A 22,749-nucleotide genomic window follows, 5' to 3' on the forward strand; every position below is an offset into this window, starting at 1 on the left:
CCGTCGGCAGCTACAGCCTGCCGGTGCCGGCCGATGCCGTGCGCGGCGGCCGGCTCGCGCTGCGCATCACGGTGCTCGACGCGGCCGGCCGCGCTCGGGCGCCGGCCGCGGGCGAGGTGATCTCGGTCCGGCTGCTCGCGCCCTGATCCGCCTGGCGCGGGCACCTGTAGCGTGCCCCGCGAAAACACAAGGGCGCCCCGGATGGCTCCGGGGCGCCCTTGTTTCATGGCTGCTCGGCTCGTCGCCCGGCGGCTCGCCTACGCGAACCGCCTGGGCGGGAAACCGAAGCTCAGGCCGCGCTGGCGGCCTTCGCCGACTTCTGCAGCTTGCCCTTGCCGGCGATCTTGATCTCCTCGAGCTTGATCTCGACGTGGCGCGAGAACACGTACTCGGCCGGGCGCTGCTTGTCGATCGGGATGTCCGGGGCGAACGCGCCTTCCGTCTTGATGCCCTTGCGGCTCAGCGCGAAGGCCTTCAGCGGATGCGTGATGGTGTCGACCACGGCGGTGGCCTCGAAGCCGCAGTGGACCATGCAGTCCGCGCACTTCTCGTAGTTGCCCACGCCGTAGTTGTCCCACTCGGTGGTTTCCATCAGTTCCTTGAAGGTCTTCACGTAACCTTCGCCGACCAGGTAGCACGGCTTCTGCCAGCCGAACACGGTGCGCGCCGGGTTGCCCCAGGGCGTGCACTTGTAGGTCTGGTTGCCGGCCAGGAAGTCGAGGAACAGCGAGGACTGGCTGAACGACCAGCGCTTGCCGCCGTCGCCGCGCTTGAAGATCTCGCGGAACAGGTTCTTGGTCTTGTCGCGGTTCAGGAAGTGCTGCTGGTCCGGCGCGCGCTCGTAGGCGTAGCCCGGCGAGACGGTGATGCCGTCCACGCCGATCGGCTTGAGCGTGTCGAAGAACTTGGCGACGCGCTCGGGGATCGCATCGTTGAACAGCGTGCAGTTGATGTTGACGCGGAAGCCGCGGCGCTTGGCTTCCTTGATGGCCGCCACGGCCTTGTCGTACACGCCTTCCTGCGACACCGCGTGATCGTGCATCTCCTGGTCGCCGTCGAGGTGGACCGACCAGACGAAGTACGGGCTCGGCTCGTACTCGTCCATCTTCTTTTCCATCAGCAGCGCGTTCGTGCAGAGATACACGAACTTCTTGCGCTTCATGATGCCCTTGACGATTTCCGGCATGTCACGGTGCAGCAGCGGCTCGCCGCCGGCGATCGAGACGATCGGCGCGTTCGCTTCGTCGACGGCTTCCAGGCATTCCTGCACCGACAGGCGCTGGTTCAGGATGGGATCCGGATAGTCGATCTTGCCGCAGCCGTTGCAGGCCAGGTTGCAGCGGAACAGCGGCTCGAGCATCAGCGCGAGCGGGTAGCGTTTGTTGCCGGACAGATGGTTGCGCATGATGTATGCGCCGACACGGACTTGCTGGAGCAGCGGAATAGACAAGATGTCCTCCTTAAACTTCGCGGGCTACGGCTTGCGTGAGCTTCGCCGGCAGCTTGAATTCGACTTTTTCCTCGCGGCCCGCCATCGTCACGACCTCGACAGGGCCTAGCGCGCGCAGCGCGGCGATGACGTCCTCGACCATTTCCTCGGGTGCGGACGCGCCGGCCGTCAGGCCGACCGTCTGCGCATTCGCGAACCACTCGGCGCGGATTTCCGAACCGTCCGCCACCAGGTAGCTCGGCACGCCGCTTTCGGTGCCGATCTCGCGCAGGCGGTTCGAGTTCGAGCTGTTGGTCGCGCCGACCACCACCAGCACGTCCACCTGGCTGCTGAGCTCGCGCACGGCGGCCTGGCGGTTCTGGGTGGCATAACAGATGTCGCGCGTGTCCGGGCCGACGATGTCGGTGAACTTGCGCGTGAGTGCCTCGATGATGCCGCGCGTGTCGTCGACCGACAGCGTGGTCTGCGTCACGTAGGCCACCGGCGTGTCGATCGGCAACTCGAGCCGGGCCACCTCGGCCTCGCTCTGCACCAGGATCACCTCGCCCGGGATCTGCCCGACCGTGCCCTCGACTTCCGGATGGCCGGCATGGCCGATCAGGATCAGGCGGCGGCCGGCCGACACGTACTGGCGGCCCTGCACATGGACCTTGGTGACCAGCGGGCAGGTGGCGTCGAGCACGTCGAGGCCGCGGGCCTCGGCATCCTTCTCCACCGCCTGCGCGACGCCGTGCGCGCTGAAGATCGCGACGGCGCCATGCGGCACCTCGTCGAGCTCCTCGACGAATTTCGCCCCCTTGTTGCGCAGGTTGTCCACGACATGGCGATTGTGAACAATCTCGTGCCTGACGTAGACGGGCGCGCCGTGCTGCAGCAGCGCGCGGTCGACAATCTCGATCGCTCGCACCACGCCCGCACAGAAGCCCCGGGGTTGGGCAAGAATGACTCGCATAAAGGGCGAACTCCGACGACAACGCGGGGTTCGAGAAGGCCGGCAAGCCGGCCCGATCGCCCCAACTTGATGATTATCAATGCCGGATCGAATTTACCGGCATCCAAAATTAATCGCGCATTTTAACGCTATCGGCCATCTCGTGCTTTCCTCGGCCCGTAAGGTGTTGCAATGCGCCCAAATCCGGCCGCGCCGCCCCCTGTCCCGGAACCCGGCTACACTACGCGGTTTTGAACGCGCCCGGCGGCGGAAGGCGGCTGCGCGGGCCTCACAGGCGGACCGATGGAAGTCGAATTCAAGGATATGTCCCCGTATTGCACGCCCTGCCGCGGCAGGTTCGGGCGTGGGCAGTCGGCCGGGGAGCGGGCATGACGCTGCAGATCGTATTTGGCCTTTCGTGCCTGTCCCTGATTATCTGGTGCGTGCTGCTGTTCGCGCGCGGCGGCTTCTGGCGCGCCACGCCGGCCGGGTCGCTGCCCGCCTCGGCGCGCGGCGAGGGCGACTGGCCGGCGGTGGCGGTGGTGGTGCCGGCGCGCAACGAAGTCGACGTGATCGGCGAGGCGGTGAGCTCGCTGGTCGGCCAGGATTACGCGGGTGCCTTCCATGTGATCGTGGTCGACGACCACAGCACCGACGGCACGGCGGACGCCGCGCGCGCGGCCGCGCTGGCCGCGCAGCGCGCCGACCGGCTCACGGTGCTGGGCGCGCAGCCGCTGCCGCCGGGCTGGTCGGGCAAGGTCTGGGCGCAGTCGCAGGGGATCGCGGCGGTGCGCACGCTGGGCCTGCCGGCCGACTACCTGCTGCTGACCGACGCCGACATCGGCCATCCCGCCGACGCGGTGGCCCAGCTGGTCACGCGCGCCCAGGCCGAAGGCCGCGACCTGGTCTCGCTGATGGTGCGGCTGCGCTGCGACTCGTTCTGGGAAAAGGCGCTGATCCCGGCCTTCGTGTTCTTCTTCGCCAAGCTCTATCCGTTCTCGTGGATCAACAACACGCGCCGCAAGACCGCCGGCGCGGCGGGCGGCTGCATGCTGGTGCGGCGCGCGGCGCTGGAGGAGGCGGGCGGCATCGAGTCGATCCGCGGCGCGCTGATCGACGACTGCAGCCTGGCCGCGCAGATCAAGCATCGCGGCGGCCGGCATCATCCGATCCGCCTGGACCTGGCCGATCGCAGCGTGTCGCTGCGGCCCTACGATAGCTGGCGCGACATCTGGAACATGATCGCGCGCACCGCCTTCACGCAGCTGCGCTACTCGCCGCTGCTGCTGGCCGGCACCTTGCTGGGCATGTCGATCATCTACCTGCTGCCGCCGCTGGCCGCGCTCGCCTACGGCGCGCGGGCCTGGCCGGCGTGGCTGGCCTGGGCGGCGATGAGCGCGGCCTACGCGCCGATGCTGGCCTACTACCGGCGCTCGCTGCTGTGGGCGCCGGCGCTGCCGCTGGTGGCGCTGTTCTACAACGGCGCGACCTTCGCCTCGGCCTGGCGCTACTGGCGCGGCAAGGGCGGCCAGTGGAAGGCGCGCGTGCAGGCGCCGGTGGAGCGCTGAACGCCTGCGCCGCGCCCGAGGCGCGGCGCAAGGCAGGATAAAAAACGGCACACGATCGCGAGATCGTGTGCCGTTTGGCTTTCTGGCGCGCGGCGACTATTGCGTCAGCAGCATGTACATCTGGATCACCGTGTCCGGCGAGAAGGTGAACGGCACCCAGCCGTAGCCGGTATGCCGCGCCACCAGCAGGCGGTCGCCGTTGGCCTGCTTCTGCACCGCCATCATCGGATTGCGGGTCGACACGAAGCGCCAGCCGGTCGGCAGGCCGCTCGGCTGCTCGGGCGTCATCGAGGCGCGCGCGTGCGCGAGTTCCTCGATCAGCTGGCTCAGCTGCACCGGCGTCAAGGGGATTTCGCGTCCGCCGATCGCCAGCGTCAGCGCATCCTGCGCGGGGCGGGCCACCACCAGCTTCGTATCGGCTGCTGTGGCTTCGCCTGCCGGTTTTTCGGCGGGAGCCTGGGCGGCTGCCTGCTCGAGCGCGGCTTCCTTCTGCTCGGCCTCGCGCAAGGCCTGTTCCGCGGCGGCCTTGTCGGAGGCGGCCTGGGCGGCGAGCAGCTCGGCCGCGGCCTTGTCCGCCGCGGCTAGCGTGGCGGCCGATTGCGCGGCGGCCAGTTGTTCGCTCGCGTCGGCCAGCGCGGCGCGCTCGGTCTTCAGTTGGGCGGCCTGCAGCTCGACTGCCTCGTGGGCGCGCGCGGCCTGCTCGGCGGCTTCGGTGGCGGCCTCGCGGTCCGCGCTGGCCTGGCGACGCGCCGTTTCGGCCGCGTCGAGGTCGGCGGCGGCCTGTTGCATCAAAGCTTCGGCTGCTTCGCGGTCGGCCGCGGCCTGCTTGAGGGCCTGCTGCGCGGCTTCGGCGGCTTCGGTCGATTGGCCGGCGATGGCCGTGGGCTGCGCGAGCGCCGCCGGCGAATTGGCCTGAGCCGGCTGGCGCGATGCAGGTTCGGCGGCTGCCGCGCGATCCGCTGCCGCTTGCCTGGCGGCGGCTTCGCTCGCCTCGCGTTCGGCGGTGGCTTGCTTGAGCGTGGCTTCGGCGGCTTCGCGATCGGTGGCTACTTGCCTGGCGGCGGCTTCATTCGCCTCGCGCTCGGCGGCGGCCTGCTTGAGCGCGGCTTCGGCGGCTTCGCGGTCAGCGGCTGCTTGCCTGGCGGCGGCTTCATTCGCCTCGCGCTCGGCGGCGGCCTGCTTGAGCGCGGCTTCGGCGGCTTCGCGATCGGTGGCTACTTGCCTGGCGGCGGCTTCATTCGCCTCGCGCTCGGCGGCGGCCTGCTTGAGCGCGGCTTCGGCTGCCTCGCGGTCAGCGGCGACTTGCCTGGCGGCAACTTCGCTCGCTTCGCGCTCGGCAGCGGCTTGTTTCAGCGCTGCCTCGGCGGCTTCGCGATCGGCGGCAGCCTGCTTTGCCGCTGCCTCGGCGTCGGCATCATGCTGGACGGCGGCTTGCTTCGCCGCCGCGTCGGCCGCTTCGCGTGCCTCGGCGGCCTGCGTGACCGCCGCTTGCGACGCTTCGCGCTCGGCCGTGGCCTGGCGAATGGCGGCCTCGGCGGCTTCGCGATCCGCCGTCGCCTGCTGCGTCGCGGCTTGCGCGGCGGCGCGCGCCTCGGCGGTCTGCCGGCCAGCCAGCTCGGCCGCCTCGCGATCGCGGGCCAGTTCGGCGGCCAGCGCCTCGGCGGCGGTCTTGTCGATCACGGCTTGCGCGGCGGCCGATTCGGCGGCAGCCTGCACCGCGCGCATCTGTTCATGGAGGGCTTCGGTGGCCGCGCGATCGGCGGCGGCCTGGGCCGCGGCGGCGTCGATGGCCGTGCGTTCTGCGGAAATCTGGTCTGCGGCGGCGCGTGCGGCGCTCGCTTCCTCGCCGGCGGTCCGGGCGGCGTCTGCCGTCGTCCGCGCGGTCTGGATGAGCTGATCGATGCCCGCACCGAGCGCGTCGATCTGGTCGTTCAGGTTCATGCGTGCCTTCTCTACGTAGGACCCGCGATTTTACCCGTTGCATCGTGCGCGTTTCGAGCCGCACGTGTAACAAAGTGCGCGCGGGGCCGCGCGGCACGCCGCTTCGGCGCGTGTCAGCGCTTCAGGTAGCCTGCCTCGCGGAACCAGTCGAGCGCATCGCGCAGCCCGTCGCGATACGGGCGAGCGCGGTAACCGAGTTCGCGTTCGGCCTTCGCCGACGTGAAGTACATCTTGTTCTTCGACATCTTCAGACCGTCCACCGTCACGAAGGGTTCGCGCCTGGTGAACTTGGCGATGGCCTCGGCCGCGTAGGCGATCGGGTAGAGCGGCCCGCGCGGCAGCGCGATGGTGGGCGGCTTGCGGTTGGTCATCCCCGCGATGTCGGCCAGCATCTGCTGCAGCGGCAGGTTCTCGCCGCCGAGGATGTAGCGCTCGCCGACGCGGCCTTTCTCCAGCGCGAGGAAATGGCCCTGGGCGACGTCGTCGACATGGACCAGGTTCAGGCCGGTATCGACGAAGGCGGGGATCTTGCCGGTGGCGGCCTCGACGATGATGCGCCCGGTCGGCGTCGGCTTGACGTCGCGCGGGCCGATCGGCGTGGACGGATTGACGATCACGGCCGGCAGCCCCTCCTCGGCGATCATCCGCTCCACCGCGCGCTCGGCCAGCACCTTGCTGCGCTTGTAGACGCCGATCGCCTGCTCGGCGGTGAGCGGGGAGGTTTCGTCGGTCGAGGCGCCCGAGCCGGTCACCTTGAGCGTGGCGACGCTGCTGGTGTACACGATGCGCTCGACGCCCTCGGCCAGCGCGGCGCGCATGGTGGCCACCGCGCCCTCCAGGTTGGCGCGCTCGATCTCGAGCGGATCGGGTGCCCACAGCCGGTAGTCGGCGGCCACGTGCAGCAGGTAACGCACCCCGCGCAGCGCGGCGCGCATCGAGGCCTCGTCGCGCATGTCGCCGGTGACGATCTCGGCGTCGAGTTCGGCGAGGTTGGTGCGCGGGCTCGAGGCGCGCACCAGCACGCGCACGGCATAACCCTTGGCCTGCGCGATGCGCGCGACGGCGGAGCCGACGAAGCCGGACGCGCCGGTGACGAGTACGAGATCGCGTTGTGTGTCTGTCATGCCAGTCCTCTGGGCCGCGCGGCCGGCAGGCGGCGCGCGGCGGTTGTGCGTGTGATGCGCGATTGTACGTGCTGCGCGGCCGCGCCGGCCCGCGGCGGATGCCATGCGGGACGACTACAATGCGGGGCTTCGATGCAATTGGATGGGGAGTGACATGAGCGGCAAGGATCTCGACGAACGGGTCGAAACGATCTACGTGCGGGTGCGTGGCGTCGTGCAGGGCGTCGGCTTTCGCCATGCGACCGTGCGCGAGGCCCACGCGCTGAAGCTGCGCGGCTGGGTCGCCAATCTCGAGGACGGCTCGGTGGAGGCGATGATCCAGGGCCCCGCCGCGCAGATCGACCGGATGCTGGCCTGGCTGCGGCACGGGCCGCCGGCGGCGCGCGTGAGCGAGGTCGAGTTCGAGGAGCGGCGGACCGACAAGCGTTTCGAGCGTTTCCAGCAGAACTGACTGCGCTGTCTTCGATTCGGCAGGACCCATGATTCAGGATTTCCCGGAAGCCCGGCGCGGCCTCACGTTGTCGGTGGCGGCTTCCGCCTTGTTCGCCTTGATGTCGGTGTACGCCAAGCTGCTGGCGCCGCTTACCGGCCTCGACATCTTCGCCTGGCGCATCGTCTGGACCTTGCCCGGCGCGCTCGCGCTGGTGGCCATGCGCGGCCGTTTCGGCGAGCTGCTCGGCTTCGTGCGGCGCCTGTTCGGCGAGCGCCGCATCGCGCTGATGGTGCTGGCCGGCACCGCGATGCTCGGCGTGCAGCTGTGGCTGTTCCTGTGGGCGCCGCTGCACGGGCGCATGCTCGAGGTCTCGCTCGGCTACTTCCTCCTGCCGCTGACCATGGTGCTGGTCGGCCGCTTCGTCTATCGCGAATCGCTGAGCCTCCTGCAATGGTGCGCGATCGCCTTCGCGGCGCTGGGCGTGCTGCACGAAGTGTGGGCCACGCGCGCCTTCGCCTGGCCGACGCTGCTGGTCGCGCTCGGCTATCCGCCCTATTTCATGCTGCGCCGGCGCATCGACATCGAACCGCTCACGCTGTTCGCGGTCGAGATGATCGCGCTGCTGCCGGTGGCGCTGCTCACGCTGGCCACGGTCGGTACGCCGCTGGCCGGCCACACGCTGCTGGCCGCCGTGCTGCTGCCCGGCCTCGGCGTGCTCTCGACGCTCGCGCTGGGCTGCTACCTGAAGGCGAGCCGGATGCTGCCGATGGCGCTGTTCGGCATCCTCGGCTACGTCGAGCCGGTGCTGATCGTGGCGGTGGCCGTGCTGCTGCTCGGCGAATCGCTGAGCGCGCAACAGCTCGGCACCTACGGGCCGATCTGGGTGGCGGTGGCGCTCACGGCCTGGCACAGCTACCTGGTGATGCGCCGCGTGCGGGCCCACTGACGCGGTGCCATCGTTGCGATTCGCGTAGCGATTTCCGTGCGCGCCGTGTCGATTGATTCGTTATCCAACGCAACTTCGCGACGGAAACGATGACGGATCGCTGACGCTTGTCTGGCAAGGCCGACAGTCATCAATCGGAAGAATTCGTTGCACTTTGTTACTTAGGGTATGCCCTAGGCGGCGATTAGACTTTCTGGACCGTCGAACTCTCGTATGCGGTCTTCCGATGAACGGTCCAGTCTTCGCCCCGGCGCGCCTGCGCACGCGATACAGGCATACGTGTATCGCCGCGTATTCGCTCGCGCCGTCCCCGCTGTCCCTGCTGTCTTTCGTTTCCCTTGCCGTTGAGCCGTCGGCCGTCTCGCGCGCGCCGATCCGACCCGGTACGCGATCATGGCGCTGAGCGATGCGCGCCCGCCGGTGCCGCCCGCGCGTTCCGGCCGCCTGATCGAAATCGATTTCTTCCGCGGCATCGTGCTGCTGATGATCGTGGTCGACCACATCGGCGGCAGCATGATCTCGAAGATCACGCTGCATTCCTACGCGCTCTGCGACGCGGCCGAGGTGTTCGTGTTCCTCGGCGGTTTCGCGGCGGCCAGCGCCTTCGTGGCGATGTCGGAGCGGCACGGCACCGACGTGGCGCGGCGCCGTTTCCTGCGGCGCGCGGTGCAGATCTATCGCGCCTTCCTCGCCACCACCACGCTGATGCTGGTGGTCTCGGCGGTGCTCGACCACTTCGGCATCGAGTCGCCGAACCTCGCGCTCGACGACGTCAGCGTGATGCTGGCCACGCCGCTCACAGGCCTGGTCGAGGTGCTGACCTTCCAGCGCCAGCCCTACCTGGCCTCGGTGCTGCCGATGTACGTGCTGTTCGCGCTGGCCACGCCGGCCATCGTGCCGCTCGCGCGGCGCTGGCCGGCCTGGCTGTTCGCCGGCAGCCTCGCGTCCTGGCTGGCGTCGCGCTGGCTCGGCGCCGAGCTGCTCGACACGCCCTCGTTCAAGTGGAGCTTCAATCCCTTCGCCTGGCAGCTGATGTTCGTGCTCGGCGCGCTGGTGCGCTGCCAGCCGGTCTATCGCAGCCTGGCCGCGCGGCCGGGCGGCGCGGTGCTGACCGGCATCGCGCTCGGCGTGGTGGCCGTGTGCGCCTACTACAAGCTGTTCTCCGGGCTGCCGCTGCCCGAGGGCCTGCTCAAGCGCGACCTCGCCTGGTCGCGGGTGGTCAGCTTCCTGGCGATCGCCTGGCTGATGGCCGACCTGATGCGCCTGGGCTGGGTCGGCAAGCTCGCGCGCGTGGTGCAGCCGGTGGTGGCGGTCGGGCAGCGCGGGCTGGTCTGCTACGTGGTGGGCACGGCGATCTCGCTGACGCTCGATTCGCTGCTGCATCGCGCCGCGCTGAGCCCGCACTTCTCGCCGATCGGCATCGGCTTCGCGGCCGACGCGATCGCGCTCGGCTGCCTGCTGACGCTGGCGAGTTCGGGAGGATGGTGGCAGCGGCTGCGGCGCGTGCCGGCCTGAACGGTGCCGCGCGGCATGGGGCACGCGGCAGGCATGGCCCGCCGTGGCGCGGGCCGTGCGTCGGCAGCTGATGTGCCGTCGGCGTGATGCGCTCGCCGTACCGCTACGAAGGTGAGCGGATACGGGAGGGCGTGTCGGGGGAATCGTCGTCGCGGGAAGCCTCGTCCTCGGGCTCCGGATCGGCGGCGCGCGCGAGTTCGGCGTCCACCTCGGCCGCCGCGCGCGCCGCGCGTAGCGCGGTGCAATGCTGCGCGCGGCGGATGTCGGCGAGCAGGCGCACGATCCGCGTGGTCCTCTTGTTCATCTCACTCTCCAGCAAGGCCCATCAGCGGGCTGCTTCCAGTGTAGGACGCACGCGGCCGGCCTGCCGGCCGACTGTGGCGCGCAAGCCGCGCGCCGAGGGATATTACTGAGCCGCGGCGCCGCTCGCCTGCAGCGCGTCGTTGCCGCGCTTGCGCTCGGTCGAGGCGTTGTGATGCGCGCGCGAGAGTTTCGCCATCAGCGGCAGCAGCAGGCAGGACACCAGGGTGCCGCCCACCGCGACCCAGCCCAGCGTCGTGAACAGGTTCACGTAGAGCGGCAGCGAGGCCGTGGCGGGCAGGTCGTGCGAGGGCATCTTGGCGAGGTTCGCCACCACGCTGCCGAGGTACTGCGAGATGCCGGTGGCCACGAAGTAGGCGCCCATCATGAAGCCGCCCATGCGGGCCGGCACGTAGCGCGCGATCATCGCCAGGCCCAGGCCGCTGACCAGCAGCTCGCCGAGCGAGTAGAGGCCGTAGCCGCCCACCATGAACCACGAGGACACGCGGCCGTCCACCGCGAAGCTGCCGCTCGCGGCGAACACGAAGAAGCCCGCCGCCACCACCGCGAAGCCGAGCATGTACTTGACCGCCACCGGCACGTTGACGCCGCGATTGGCCAGCGAGTTGTAGATCCACACCAGCACCGGGCTCAGCAGCATGATCCAGATCGGGTTGAGCGCCTGGAACTGGCCGGCGCTCCAGCTGAACAGCGTGGTGCCGAACAGCGTGAAGCGCGGATCGACGTTACGGAATGCGAACAAGGTCAGCGAGGTCGACATCTGCTGGTAGAAGATGAAGAACAGGATGACCTGGGCGATCAGCACCAGCGCCGCGATCAGGCCCGAGCGCTCCGAGCGGTTCACCTTGACGATCATGTACAGGAAGATGCCCAGCACCACCACCGCGGCGGTCCACACCGCGGCCACCGCCAGCGCCTTGTGGCCGAGCAGGAAGGTGGTGACCAGCGCCAGCGCGATGCCGCCCAGCGCGACCGCGCCTGCGCGGCCCCAGCGCACCGGCTGGTCGTCGGGCTTGGAGCCGACGCGCGCCAGCGTGCGATGCATCAGCAGGTAGTTGATCACGCCGACCGCCATGCCCGCGCAGCAGACCGCGAAGGCCGGGTGCCAGCCCCAGCGATCCTTGATCCACGGCGTGACCAGCATCGACACCGTCGAGCCGATGTTGACGGCCATGTAGTAGATGGTGAACGCGCTGTCGAGGCGCGCGTCGTCGCCTTCGTAGATGCGGCGCACCAGGTTCGCGGCATTGGCCTTGAACAGGCCGTTGCCGACCACCATCACGCCCAGCGATGCGTAGAGGAACTGAAGATTGTCGGTGGGCATCGCGAGCATCAGGTAGCCCACGCCGAGCACCACCGCGCCGATCACCATCGAGCGGCGCGAGCCGAGCACGTGGTCGCCGATCCAGCCGCCGATCGAGGGCGAGGCGTAGATCAGCGCGACGAACGCGCCCCAGATCAGGTTGGCGCTGCTGTCGTCGAAGCCGAGCTTCTCGACCATGAACAGCACCATCAGCGCGACCATGCCGTAATAGCCGAAGCGCTCCCACATTTCGATCAGAAAGACTGTTGCGAATGAGCGGGTTTTTGATACGGGTGTTGAGACTGACATCGTTATCCTCGAATATCGTTTTTTGTGCCGCATCGCGCGCGAGGCCGGCGGCAAGCTCGGAATGACGCGGCGCCGGAAGGCGGCCGGTCGGCATGAGGGGATCGGTCAGGTGGGCGGCGCGGTGCTCGCGTGATGGCGGCGGCACCTGCGTGGCGGCCGCGCGAGGCAGGCGGCGGCGCATGCGCGATTCGAGCGCGTAAGGGCAATGACAGCTTTCATTTCGAATACGACTACCAGGGCGACCGGATAGGGACGCATGAACAAGGTGGCGGGCAATCGGTGGACTGCGCGCGAGGACCATTACAACGGTGTAAGCACGAGGTCGTCGCGCTTTGCCGAGCGGCCGCGATTTTTCACGAGCCGCTCGCCATCCGTCACTTCGGGTATTCCCGCAGCCGCGGGATTGATGATCCGTTTTCAACGACGTGAAACCGACGTCGGCAGGGCTTCGAGGCGGGATAAGCCACGAATCGGGCACAAATTCCCGTGTCGAGTCTGGCAAGATTACGCGTCGCAGCAGCGTTGCGCGGGGTGCGCCAGGGCGCAGGCCGTGTCGTTGATACCGGTCACGAAGACGAAGATTAAGCTATATCAATCAAACTTCGTTACTTTCCATCAAACTTTTTTTGACGATAAGATTTCGGCCTGTTATGGTTGCTTCCACTGAAAACACGCAGGCCCAGAATGCGGCCGTCGAACTGGGCGGAAAGATTCGGGCGCTCAGGCAGCGCTTGAAACGCACGCTCGACGAAACCGCCGGAGCCGCGGGTATTTCCAAGCCGTTTTTGTCGCAGGTCGAGCGCGGTCTCGCTTCGCCGTCGATCACTTCGCTGGCAGGCATCGCGCAGGCGCTGGGCGTGAACGTGCAGTATTTCGTCGAGACCCCGAGCGAGGAACGCTCGGTGTGCCGCGGCGATCAATTGCGATTCTTCAGTTTCGCCGATTCGGCGAATCTGTTCGCACGGCTGACCAATGTCTCGGCCGGCCGGCAGCTCGAGGCGATTCTCGTGCGCATGCCGCCGGGGCAGAAACGCTCGGAAGTCACGACTCACGCGGGAGAGGAATTCCTGTACGTGATCGAGGGCGAAGTATCGCTGACGCTGGAAGGCAAGACCTTCGTCGTGCAGGCCGGCGACAGCGCGCATTACCTGTCGACCGTGCCGCATAGCTGGGTCAACACCGCGAAGCACGAATCGGTGGTGGTCTGGGTGGGCACACCTCGATTGTTCTAGTTTTACGCAGGCCGGGTAATCCGTCGTCGCTCCGCACGGCTTACCCATTTGGAGACAAATCAGGATCACTAACATGCACGGCAAATCCGACGACGGATCGATTCCGTTTTCCTAGCCGTAACGAATAGAACGCAGCAACCCGGTTCGCTGCGCCGTCTTCTTCCCCGTTCCGTTTCATCACGTCCGCCGCGTTTCTTCCGAGGCCGCGCGGACGTCGTTCGCGCGCGCGTTCTCCACGTGGTTCCCACGTGCTATCGCGCGATGCGGTGGCGCGGGTGCGCGGCGGCGCACGCCAGACATATCTGAGAGAGAACGAGTCGATGAATCAGACCACCTCGACGACGTCGCGCACGTCGTCCACCCGCCGTTTCGCCCTTGCCCTGCCCGTGCTCGCCGGTATCGCCGGCATCTCCGCGGCGCCCGCCTTCGCGGACGAGCCGCCCGAGGTGCCGGCCGGGATTTCCCGCGATGCCGCGCAGCCGGCCACCACGCCCAATGCGGTGATCAATGCCGAGGCGAACCAGGCGCCCTCGCCGACGCCGAACGTCGATCTCTCGGCGCAGGCCAAGTCGCAGGGCTTCATCAAGGACAGCCACCTCGAGCTGATGTTCCGCAATTACTCGGACGTGCTCGACGCCAAGGAAGGCCCGCATCGTCACGCCTGGATCCAGGCGCTGATGGCCAACTACGAGTCGGGCTACACGCAGGGGCCGATCGGCTTCGGCGTGGACGCCTCGGTGTATGCCGCGCTCAAGCTCGACGGCGGCGCGGGCGCCGGCAACATGGTGCACGTCGCCAAGGGCGGCGGCGGTTCGAACCAGCTCGCCTGGGCCTATCCCGGCATCTACGACGTGAAGGCGCGGATCTCGAACACGGTGGTGAAATATGGTCTGCAGATCGTCGACAACCCGTTCATGGAGCCGCACGACAATCGCGCGTTGCCGCCGACCTTCCTCGGCGCCACCATCGTCAGCAACGAATTCAAGAACGTGATGCTGGAGGGCGGCAGCTTCACCAAGACCGACGCGCGCGGCCGCTCGACCCTGATCAACTTGACCTCGCAATACGGCGGCACCCGCATCGATCGCCTCAGCTACGTGGGCGGCACCTGGGACTACCTGCCGACCGGCAGCGTCGCGCTCTACGCGAACCAGGCCGAGAACGTCTGGAACCAGTATTACGCGTCGGTGCGGCAGAGCTTCGGCTCGCCGAGCAGCGTGAAGTGGACCGGCTTCGGCAACGTCTACTCGACGCACGACACGGGCGATGCGCGCCAGGGCTACATCAACAACAACGCCTACAGCCTGTCGCTGGCCGCGCAGCATGGCCCGCACGAACTGCTGCTGGGCTTCCAGCAGGTGCTCGGCGACCAGTTCTTCGACTACCTGAACGAAACCAACGGCATCTTCCTGACCAACTCGATGGACGTGGACTACAACGCGCCGCACGAAAAATCGCTGCAGCTGCGCTACACGTTCTACGGCAAGGACGGCGGCCTGCCCGGCTTCAAGGCGATGGTCTGGGGGCTGACGGGCTGGGGCGCCGATGGCTCGGTGGGCGCCGCCAACGATCCCTCGCATTCGGGTATCTACTGGAAGGACGGCCAGCCGGTGCAGGGCCGCCATCACGAGTTCGGTTTCATTCCGTCCTATACGATCCAGGGCGGCCGCTTCAAGGACACGAAGATCACCTTCATCGCGATGTGGCACGTCGGCTCGGCGCACTATTCCGACAGCACCAACCAGGAATATCGCCTGGTCGTGAACCTGCCGGTGACGGTGTTCTGAGGACGGGAAGGGACAGCGGGGAAAGCGAAGGCGGCGCGGCTCAGGCCGCCTTCGGCGCCGGCGTGACGGGCGGGGGTTCGACGGGCGTGGCGCCCTCCACCTGGCGGCCGGTATCGCGCCAGGCGTCGAGCCCGCCGCGCAGCGCCAGCGCGTCGGTGAAGCCGAAGTCGGTGAGGCGCTTGGCCATCAGCGCGGCCGACACTTCGTTCGGGCAGGAGCAGTAGATCACGAACTTCTGCGACAGCGGATAACGCTGCGAGAGTTCGCGCACATGGCGCTCGTCGAAGAACAGCGCGCCGGGGATCGAGAACGGATCGAGGCGGCGATGCTCGACGGTGCGCACGTCGATGATCACCGGCAGGCGCGCCGGGTCGGCATGCAGCAACTGGTCGAGTTCGTCGACGTCGATGCGCGCGCTGGCGAGCTGGCGCAGCAGCGCGCGGCGGCGGTTCCAGCGCATGCTCATGTAGAGCACCAGCAGGGCGCCGATCAGCACCAGGGCCACCTGGCCGAACTGGCTCGCGCTGGAGAACAGCCAGTCGATCTGGGCGGCGAACAGCAGGCCGATCAGCAGGCCGACGGCGGCCCACAGCAGCGCGCCGAGCGCGTCATAGCCGATGAAGGTGCGGTAGTTGGTGCCCAGCGCGCCCGCCATCGGCACCGAGACCAGCGACAGGCCCGGCACGAAGCGCGCGATCGCCAGCACGCGCACGCCCCAGCGACCGAAGAACTGCTCGGTTTTCTTCACGCAACTGTCGCGCGACAGCGACAGCCGGCAGATCGTCTTCAGGGTGCGTCCGCCGAAGCGGCGCCCGGCCAGGTACCAGGCCGAATCGCCGAGCACCGCTGCCAGCACCGACAGCAGCAGCACCGGCACCAGCTGGATGCCGATCATGTCGGGATGCATGGTCGCCATCGCGCCGAACAGCACGAGCGTCGGCATCGCGGGCACGGGCAGGCCGAGCGCGGCAGCCAGCACATTGACGAACACGATCAGCGGTCCGTACTGGGCGACGAGGTCATGCAGCATGGCGAATGGGACGCGGCGACGAGGGATGGGGCTGACTAGATGCGCCGATTATCGACCATTTTCAAGTCAATGGAGAGTCGAATTCTTGACTGCCGTGAAGCGGTGAGCAGGGCGCGCGGCGCTTGCTCACCGTTGGATGCGGGAAATCGGGGGAAGGGCGGGGAAAAAGCCGGGGGAATTCAGGAGGGGCTGCGCGCGAAGTTGCCCGCGCCGTGGGATTCGCCGGGCAGCTCGGCGCCGTGCGAGCGGATCGCGGCGATCAGTTCGGCCGGCGTGATTTCGTAGCGCACTTCACGATGGATGCCGGGCTTGCGCTCGTCGACCTCGATCAGCAGCACGCTTTTACCGTCCTCGGTGGCCTCGAGACGCAGCGAGCGCAGCTCGCGGCCGTCGGCCGAATCCAGTTCGGTCAGGAGGGTCATCGCCCCGGAAGCACCGGTAGTGCGCATCGAACAGGTCCTCGTATCGTGTCAATGGAAGATGTCGTGCTGCGAACTGCTTGAACGCAGTGTAACGCGAACCGGCCATTCGCAACCAGAATTTCAAGCCGTGCAACGGCGTGAAAGCGCCGGCTGGTATGACATATCGGCTTCACACGGGCCGCTTTCGACGAGGCGCGGCGGGCGAGCCGGCGCGACGGAAAATCGATGCGGATCCGGCGCTGCCCGAGGCGCGGTCCGCGCGGGATCGGGCCGCGCTCGCGGCCCTCATCCTTGCGACGAATGCACCGGGCGCGCCCGGCGACGGTCGCCGCCGAGCTTGCGCCGGCGCCGTGCTCAGACCAGCCCGGTGGCGTAGTAGACGCCGATCACGAAGAACACCGCGAGCGTCTTGATCACCGTGACGGCGAAGATGTCGCGATACGACTCGCGGTGCGTCAGGCCGGTGACCGCCAGCAGCGTGATCACCGCGCCGTTGTGCGGCAGCGTATCCATGCCGCCGCTGGCCATCGCCACCACGCGATGCAGCACTTCCATCGGGATCTGCGCGGCCTGGGCGCCCTTGATGAACAGGTCCGACATGGCTGCCAGCGCGATGCTCATGCCGCCCGAGGCGGAGCCGGTGATGCCCGCCAGCGAGCTGACCGAGACGGCCGCGTTGACCAGCGGATTCGGGATGCTCTTGAGCGCGTCGCTCACCACCAGGAAGCCGGGCAGCGCCGCGATCACGCCGCCGAAGCCGTATTCGGAGGCGGTGTTCATGGCCGCCAGCAGGGCGCCGCCGACCGCCACCTTGGTGCCGCTCGCGAACTTCGCGCTGACGCGCTTGAAGGCGGTGATCACCACCAGCAGGATGCCGAGCAGCAGCGCGGCCTCGACCGACCAGATCGCCACCAGCGACTTGATCGGCGTGGCGATCGGCGCGTGCAGGCCGGGCAGCACCTCGGGCGGCACCGTGTAGCTGGCGTCGCCATACCATTGCGGAATCCACTTGGTGAGCGCGAAGTTCGCCACGCCCACCAGCACCAGCGGCGCGATCGCCAGCACCGGGTTGGGCAGCGAGCTGGTCTCGACGCGCTCCGGCTCGTTGACCAGCGAGGTGCCGTAACCCTCGCCCTTGGCCATTGCCGAGCGGCGGCGCCATTCCAGGTAGCTCAGGCCGACGATGATGATGAACACCGAGCCGATCGTGCCGAGCGCCGGCGCGGCCCAGGCGGTGGTCTTGAAGAAGGTGGTGGGGATGATGTTCTGGATCTGCGGCGTGCCCGGCAGCGAATCCATCGTGAACGAGAAGGCGCCGAGCGCGATCGCGCCGGGCATCAGCCGCTTCGGGATATTGCTCTGGCGATACAGCTCGGCCGCGAACGGGTAGACGGCGAACACCACCACGAACAGCGAGACGCCGCCATAGGTGAGCAGCGCGCAGACCGCGACGATCACCGCATTGGCGCGCGAGCGGCCGATGTAGCGGATCGCGGCGGCGACGATCGCCTCCGAGAAGCCCGACAGCTCGATTACCTTGCCGAACACGGCGCCGAGCAGGAACACCGGGAAATAGAGTTTGACGAAGCCGACCATCTTGTCCATGAAGATGCCGGAGAAGACGGGCGCGACGGCGGCGGGATCGGTCAGCAGCACGGCGCCGAGGGCGGCGACGGGCGCGAACAGGATCACGCTGTAGCCGCGATAGGCGGCGAACATCAGGAACGCCAGGGCGGCGAGGACGATGATGAAGGACAAGTGAGTCTCCTGATTGTTTGATTCTGATTCTGTCGATGCGGTTGCCCGTGCGTGGGGCGCCGCAGTGGTGCAGTTTCCGTGCCAACGCCCTTGCCGACTGGGCGCCGGCGGGCTGGTGCCGGCTTGGCCGGCCGCCGCCGATCGATTCTACTCAAGCCGTCCCGGTTTCGAGACGAAATGCCGGTTGGCCTGTCGCCCGATTCCGACAAAACCCGAGGAAAAGCCCGCCGGGCCTTTATTGGCGGCCATCTCTTTGGTGAGACAATCCGTCCCGATTCGGAGACGATGCTTAATTATCCGAAGATAAATCGGAGACGACGACACCATGATGAACGACTGGTCGAACCTGCCGGCGGGTTACGGCGACGTGCTCACGCGCGCGGCCGAATCGCTGTTCCGCACCTTCGAGCATTCGAGCGCCGGCACCCTGATCGTCGATCGCGACGCGCGCGTGGTCTGGATCAATTCGCGTTATGCCGCGCGTTTCGGTTTCGCCGATCCCAGGACGGCGATCGGGCTCGACTGCGAGGCGGTGATCCCGCACAGCCTGATGCGCGAGGTGGTCGCCACCGGGCGGCCGATCCTGCTCGACATCATGGAGACTGGCCGCGAACCGCTGGTGGTCACGCGCCTGCCGCTGGTCGACGAGGCCGGCGAGACGGTCGGCGCGATCGGCTTCGCGCTGTTCGACGAACTGAAGACGCTGACGCCGCTGTTCGCGCGCTACATGCAGGTGCAACAGGACCTGCTGGCCGCGCAGCGCTCGCTGGCGCAGGCGCGCCGCCCCAAGTACACCTTCGCGAGCTTCGTCGGCACCAGCGCGGCCAGCCTGGAAACCAAGCGCCAGGCGCGGCGCGCGGCGCTGGTCGACGCGCCGGTGCTGCTGCTCGGCGAAACCGGTACCGGCAAGGAGCTGCTGGCGCACGCGATCCATGCCGCCTCGGCGCGCGCGGCCCGGCCGCTGGTCACCGTCAACGTGGCCGCGATCCCCGATGCGCTGCTGGAAACCGAGTTCTTCGGCGCCGCGCCGGGGGCCTACACCGGCGCCGATCGCAAGGGGCGGGTCGGCAAGTTCGAGCTGGCCGACGGCGGCTCGCTGCTGCTCGACGAGATTGGCGACATGCCGCTGCCGTTGCAGGGCAAGCTGTTGCGCGTGCTGCAGGACAAGGAGTTCGAGCCGGTCGGCTCGAACCGCATCGTGCGCGCCGACGTGCGCATCATCGCGGCGACCTCGGCCGACCTGCCGGCGCTGGTCGCCGCCGGGCGCTTCCGCGCCGATCTCTATTACCGGCTGAACGTCCTCACGCTGAACCTGCCGCCGCTGCGCGAGCGCGCCTCCGATATCGAGGCGCTGGTCTACACCATGCTCGAGGAGCTGGCCGCGCAACACGGCCATGCCGCGCACTGCACGCTGACCGCCGACGCGCTGCGCCTGCTCGCCGCGCATGCCTGGCCCGGCAACGTGCGCGAGTTGCGCAACACGCTGGAGCGGGCGCTGATGTTGTCGGACAGCGCGGTGATCGACGCGCGCGTGCTGGCGCCCTTCGTCGGCATCGCCCTGCCGGCCGGGGCGGCTGGGCCGGCGAGCGGCGGTTTGCCGGAGGAGCCGGGCGGGATGCGCGAGGCGCGTGCCTTCGCGCTCGACGCCGGCGGACCTGACGCGGGGGATGCCGCCCTGGCCGATCGGGCGCCGAGCGCGATGGTTGCGCCGGCAACGGTTTCCTATGCAACGGCCTTCGCCGGCTGGGAGCGCCGCTTTTTGAGCGAGGCGCTGGCGGCCAGCGGCGGCCGCGTCGCCGAGGCGGCCGCGCGGATCGGCATCGGCCGCGCGACGCTCTACAAGAAGATCGCCGCGCTCGGCCTCGACGCCTGAAGATCGACTCGGCGGCTATCGATATGGCGAAATGATGCGCGCGACAATCCTGATTACGGAATATTCCTCATTGCCGGCATTCCTTGCGCCGCATGTGTCATATCCGCGTGTTATTGACGCTTCGATAACAATCCGATACGGACCTGTATGTCAGACGAATAAGATTTTCTACACAATTACGATTGAAAATTAATCAATCGCAGTGCAGCATCCCGGCAATGTCGGCGGGCATATCGATATGAATACTTCGTTGAACTGCCGAATGCGCGAGTCGGCGCGACGCGCGCGAGCTTCCGCCTTGCCGCCAGCGGCGGCGGGGCTCGCCGGCCGAGCCGCGATGCGAGGGACGGCGAGCCGAAGGCCGGTGCGACTCGCGCCGTCGCCGGCGGCGTGCCGGCAAGCGCCGATTGAACCCGGGCGGCACGCGTGGGTCAGAGTCGAATCGAGACTGAAACAATCCCGAAAGGGTGGACGGCGCATAGCCGTCGCCTCGTGATGTCGCGAGCCGGCCCGGCTATTTCCCGTATAGCGGGCGAAGCCGGTTTTTATCGCGACTCGAATTGACTTTCGAGCGGGACGGCATGGCATACTCGCGTCGTCCCAAAAGCATACAGACCGGAACCCTCCATGACATATCGACTGGCGAAGGCGCGTTCGTCGCGCAAGCCTGCCGTCCGACTGGCATTGACGATTGCCCTGTTCGCAAGCCTCGCCGGATGCGGTGGCGGCGCGCCGTTGTTTACGCCGGATGGACGCGCCACCACCCAGGTGCAATGTCCGGAAGGCGGCCCCTGGGATACCTGCTTCCAGAATGCGCGCGGCATTTGCGGCGGCGAGTTCGACACGATCCAGCAATCGGTCAACAACGGCACCCGCAGCCTGCTGTTCGCCTGCCGCTCGAATCGCGCCAATTGAGCGGAGCCGTTTGCGGGACGAGCGCGGCGCGCGAAAAAAAATGAACCCCGCTTGAATTGATTTCTATACTGTCCAAATAACCATTCAGGAGTCGGATTCGATATGGCGACCTATAGGCAACTGACGGCCCAGCTCGAGAAGCTGCAGCAGAAAATCGACAAGGAGCGCGAAAAGGCCATCACCGACGCGATTGCCGATATCAAGGCGAAAATCGCGGAATACGACATCACGCCCGAAGAGCTCGGTTTCCGCAGCGTCGGCGCCGCCGCGAAACCGAAAAAGCCGCTGCCGCCGAAATACCTGAATCCGAAGACGGGCGAGACCTGGAGCGGCCGCGGCCGTGCCCCGGCCTGGCTGGGCAAGAATCGCAACCGTTTCCTGATCAAGGACTGATCCCGGAAAGTCTCACCTTTGGCGCCTTCTGCAACGGTGCGAATCGACTGCGTGTCGTTCGCACCGTTTTGTTTTGGGGAAAATGCGCGAGTGTGGAACATTTTGCTAATTATGTTTCCCAGTGGCGCCTGAACTTGAATCCCCGTGAAATACCCTGGTAAATAAGGGCTTTGGCCTTAATCCGAAGCGAATTCGCGTTTTGGCTCGGGCAAGTCCGGGGCAATTCGGTCGTCGCGCCGAACGCGGTTTCGCGGCGCCGGGATGGCCGATCGGCATGAGAATGGCGGCCGCTCCCGGATCTCCTCACCCTCGCTCCCGAACCGTCTCACCTTCGCTCCCGAAAAACCTCACCTTTGCGAGCGCGAGCCCGGGAAGGCATCAGGCAAGGCGCGCGGCGGCCCGCCCGGCGCGGCCTCGATCCGGCTCGCAAGGGGCCGCGCCGGCCGGCGCCCGAGCTATAGGCAGGCCCCCGGCCTTCCCCTATGCTACGGCTCACCGTCGCGTCATACGCGGCATGCCTTGGGGAGACGCCGTGACCGTCCGCAATCTCGATGCCTTGTTCCGACCGAAGTCCGTCGCGGTGGTGGGCGCGTCCCGCCGCGCCGGCAGCATCGGCGCGATCGTCTGGGGCCGCGTGCTCGACGGCGGCTTCGCCGGCCCCGCCTGGCCCGTCAATCCCAAGTACGACGAACTGAATGGGCAACGCGTGTTCGCGCGCGTCTCGCAACTGCCCGAGGCGCCTTCGCTGGCGATCGTCTGCACGCCGCCGGCCACCTGGCCCGGCATCGTCAAGCAGCTCGGCGCGCGGGGCGCGCGCGGCGCGATCCTGGTCGGCGAGGCACGCACGGCCGCCGCGCGCGCCTCGGTCGAGCGCGCGCTGGAGGCGGCCCGGCCGCACCTGCTGCGCGTGGTCGGTCCCGGCAGCCTCGGCGTGATCACGCCGCACCTGAACGCGCATTTCGGCGCGCCCGCCTATCGCGTGAATGCCGGCGGCGTGGCCTGGGTCTCGCAATCGAACGCGCTCACCAATGCCGCGCTCGGCTGGGCGCACGCGCGCGGCCTCGGCTTCTCGCACGCGGTGGCGCTCGGCGACGAGGCCGACGTCGACGCGGGCGACGTGCTCGACTACCTGGCCAGCGATCCCGGCACGCGCGCGATCCTGCTCGAACTCGACAGCGTGAAATCGGCGCGCAAGTTCATGTCGGCGGCGCGGGCGGCGGCGCGCAACAAGCCGGTGCTGGCGCTGCGCACCGGGCGCGCCGATCCGGGCGACGCGCTCTACACGGCCGCCTTCCAGCGGGCCGGCATGGTGCGCGTCGAGGCGCTCGACGACCTGCTCGACGAGGTCGAGACGCTCGGCGTCGGCCGCATCGCGAACAGCAATGCAGCCACCGTGATCACCAGCGATGCCGGCGTGGCGAAGCTCGCCGTCGACGCGCTCGGCGCGGCCGGCGATCTGCGCCTGGCGCCGTGGCCGGCCGCGGCCACCGAGGCGCTC

The 22,749-nt window shown here is 68.0% G+C and carries 20 protein-coding genes; 11 read left to right on the forward strand and 9 right to left on the reverse strand.

Annotation, left to right across the window (positions count from 1 at the left end; genetic code table 11):
• Window positions 1-289 precede the first annotated feature (289 nt).
• The gene (gene hpnH / locus F3J10_RS25570) at window positions 290-1,450 is read right to left on the reverse strand and encodes an adenosyl-hopene transferase HpnH (protein WP_025098449.1); all 1,161 of its coding nucleotides are present in this window, start codon (window positions 1,448-1,450) and stop codon (window positions 290-292) included.
• A 10-nt stretch (window positions 1,451-1,460) separates the two neighbouring features.
• Entirely contained in the window at window positions 1,461-2,402 is a 942-nt protein-coding gene (gene ispH, locus F3J10_RS25575; RefSeq protein ID WP_036028579.1) for a 4-hydroxy-3-methylbut-2-enyl diphosphate reductase, read from the reverse strand.
• Window positions 2,403-2,770: 368 nt separating this feature from the next.
• On the opposite strand from ispH, the gene F3J10_RS25580 reads away from it, so the two are divergent.
• Window positions 2,771-3,949: a glycosyltransferase gene (locus tag F3J10_RS25580; protein WP_167243290.1), complete on the forward strand. Its 1,179-nt coding sequence runs from the start codon at window positions 2,771-2,773 to the stop codon at window positions 3,947-3,949.
• Between the two features lie 96 nt (window positions 3,950-4,045).
• Here F3J10_RS25580 and F3J10_RS36360 read toward each other — a convergent pair whose 3' ends face one another.
• Window positions 4,046-4,738, reverse strand: a complete 693-nt coding sequence (locus F3J10_RS36360) for a hypothetical protein (protein WP_186035565.1) — start codon at window positions 4,736-4,738, stop codon at window positions 4,046-4,048.
• On the opposite strand from F3J10_RS36360, the gene F3J10_RS36365 reads away from it, so the two are divergent.
• Window positions 4,733-6,019 (forward strand): hypothetical protein, encoded by a 1,287-nt coding sequence (locus F3J10_RS36365; protein ID WP_240155711.1) that lies wholly within the window; start codon window positions 4,733-4,735, stop codon window positions 6,017-6,019. The genes F3J10_RS36360 and F3J10_RS36365 overlap by 6 nt on opposite strands.
• Here F3J10_RS36365 and hpnA read toward each other — a convergent pair.
• Window positions 6,004-7,014 carry a hopanoid-associated sugar epimerase gene (gene hpnA, locus F3J10_RS25590; RefSeq protein WP_025098452.1) on the reverse strand — a complete coding sequence of 337 codons (1,011 nt, stop codon included), beginning with the start codon at window positions 7,012-7,014 and terminating at the stop codon, window positions 6,004-6,006. The two genes, F3J10_RS36365 and hpnA, sit on opposite strands and share 16 nt — an antisense overlap.
• Window positions 7,015-7,168: 154 nt before the next feature.
• On the opposite strand from hpnA, the gene F3J10_RS25595 reads away from it, so the two are divergent.
• The 3 genes from F3J10_RS25595 (at window position 7,169) to F3J10_RS25605 (ending at window position 9,908) form a co-directional block, all read left to right on the forward strand.
• The gene (locus tag F3J10_RS25595) at window positions 7,169-7,465 is read left to right on the forward strand and encodes an acylphosphatase (RefSeq protein WP_013691643.1); all 297 of its coding nucleotides are present in this window, start codon (window positions 7,169-7,171) and stop codon (window positions 7,463-7,465) included.
• A 28-nt stretch (window positions 7,466-7,493) separates the two neighbouring features.
• Window positions 7,494-8,393 (forward strand): EamA family transporter RarD, encoded by a 900-nt coding sequence (rarD, locus tag F3J10_RS25600; RefSeq protein ID WP_025098453.1) that lies wholly within the window; start codon window positions 7,494-7,496, stop codon window positions 8,391-8,393.
• 393 nt (window positions 8,394-8,786) lie between these two features.
• Window positions 8,787-9,908, forward strand: coding sequence for an OpgC domain-containing protein (locus tag F3J10_RS25605; protein WP_025098454.1), 1,122 nt, complete (start codon window positions 8,787-8,789; stop codon window positions 9,906-9,908).
• A 103-nt stretch (window positions 9,909-10,011) separates the two neighbouring features.
• On the opposite strand, the gene F3J10_RS25610 is transcribed toward F3J10_RS25605, so the two are convergent.
• Together F3J10_RS25610 and F3J10_RS25615 are read right to left on the reverse strand one after the other, a co-directional pair.
• The gene (locus F3J10_RS25610; RefSeq protein ID WP_013691640.1) at window positions 10,012-10,212 is read right to left on the reverse strand and encodes a hypothetical protein; all 201 of its coding nucleotides are present in this window, start codon (window positions 10,210-10,212) and stop codon (window positions 10,012-10,014) included.
• Between the two features lie 102 nt (window positions 10,213-10,314).
• Window positions 10,315-11,841 carry an oligopeptide:H+ symporter gene (locus tag F3J10_RS25615; RefSeq protein ID WP_025098455.1) on the reverse strand — a complete coding sequence of 509 codons (1,527 nt, stop codon included), beginning with the start codon at window positions 11,839-11,841 and terminating at the stop codon, window positions 10,315-10,317.
• A 650-nt stretch (window positions 11,842-12,491) separates the two neighbouring features.
• Between F3J10_RS25615 and F3J10_RS25620 the strand changes: the two genes are divergently transcribed.
• Window positions 12,492-13,073, forward strand: coding sequence for a cupin domain-containing protein (locus tag F3J10_RS25620; protein ID WP_025098456.1), 582 nt, complete (start codon window positions 12,492-12,494; stop codon window positions 13,071-13,073).
• Between the two features lie 320 nt (window positions 13,074-13,393).
• Window positions 13,394-14,860: an OprD family outer membrane porin gene (locus tag F3J10_RS25625; protein WP_025098457.1), complete on the forward strand. Its 1,467-nt coding sequence runs from the start codon at window positions 13,394-13,396 to the stop codon at window positions 14,858-14,860.
• 40 nt (window positions 14,861-14,900) lie between these two features.
• Here F3J10_RS25625 and F3J10_RS25630 read toward each other — a convergent pair whose 3' ends face one another.
• The 3 genes from F3J10_RS25630 to F3J10_RS25640 form a co-directional block, all read right to left on the reverse strand.
• Window positions 14,901-15,890 (reverse strand): DedA family protein/thiosulfate sulfurtransferase GlpE, encoded by a 990-nt coding sequence (locus F3J10_RS25630; protein WP_025098458.1) that lies wholly within the window; start codon window positions 15,888-15,890, stop codon window positions 14,901-14,903.
• A gap of 179 nt (window positions 15,891-16,069) precedes the next feature.
• A complete protein-coding gene (locus tag F3J10_RS25635) occupies window positions 16,070-16,339 on the reverse strand; it encodes a hypothetical protein (RefSeq protein WP_025098459.1) in 270 nt (89 codons plus the stop codon).
• Window positions 16,340-16,666: 327 nt separating this feature from the next.
• A complete protein-coding gene (locus F3J10_RS25640; RefSeq protein ID WP_025098460.1) occupies window positions 16,667-18,070 on the reverse strand; it encodes a GntP family permease in 1,404 nt (467 codons plus the stop codon).
• Window positions 18,071-18,395: 325 nt separating this feature from the next.
• On the opposite strand from F3J10_RS25640, the gene F3J10_RS25645 reads away from it, so the two are divergent.
• The 4 genes from F3J10_RS25645 to F3J10_RS25660 form a co-directional block, all read left to right on the forward strand.
• On the forward strand, window positions 18,396-19,943 hold the full coding sequence (locus tag F3J10_RS25645) for a sigma 54-interacting transcriptional regulator (protein ID WP_167243292.1): 1,548 nt from the start codon (window positions 18,396-18,398) through the stop codon (window positions 19,941-19,943).
• A gap of 627 nt (window positions 19,944-20,570) precedes the next feature.
• Window positions 20,571-20,858, forward strand: a complete 288-nt coding sequence (locus tag F3J10_RS36370; protein ID WP_043279025.1) for a hypothetical protein — start codon at window positions 20,571-20,573, stop codon at window positions 20,856-20,858.
• Between the two features lie 102 nt (window positions 20,859-20,960).
• A complete protein-coding gene (locus tag F3J10_RS25655) occupies window positions 20,961-21,251 on the forward strand; it encodes an H-NS histone family protein (RefSeq protein WP_013691630.1) in 291 nt (96 codons plus the stop codon).
• Between the two features lie 532 nt (window positions 21,252-21,783).
• The coding region (locus tag F3J10_RS25660) for a CoA-binding protein (protein ID WP_345791233.1) at window positions 21,784-22,749 on the forward strand (966 nt) is incomplete at its 3' end.

The organism is Burkholderia sp. Cy-637, assembly GCF_011753175.1.
Taxonomy (GTDB): Bacteria; Pseudomonadota; Gammaproteobacteria; order Burkholderiales; family Burkholderiaceae; genus Burkholderia; species Burkholderia gladioli.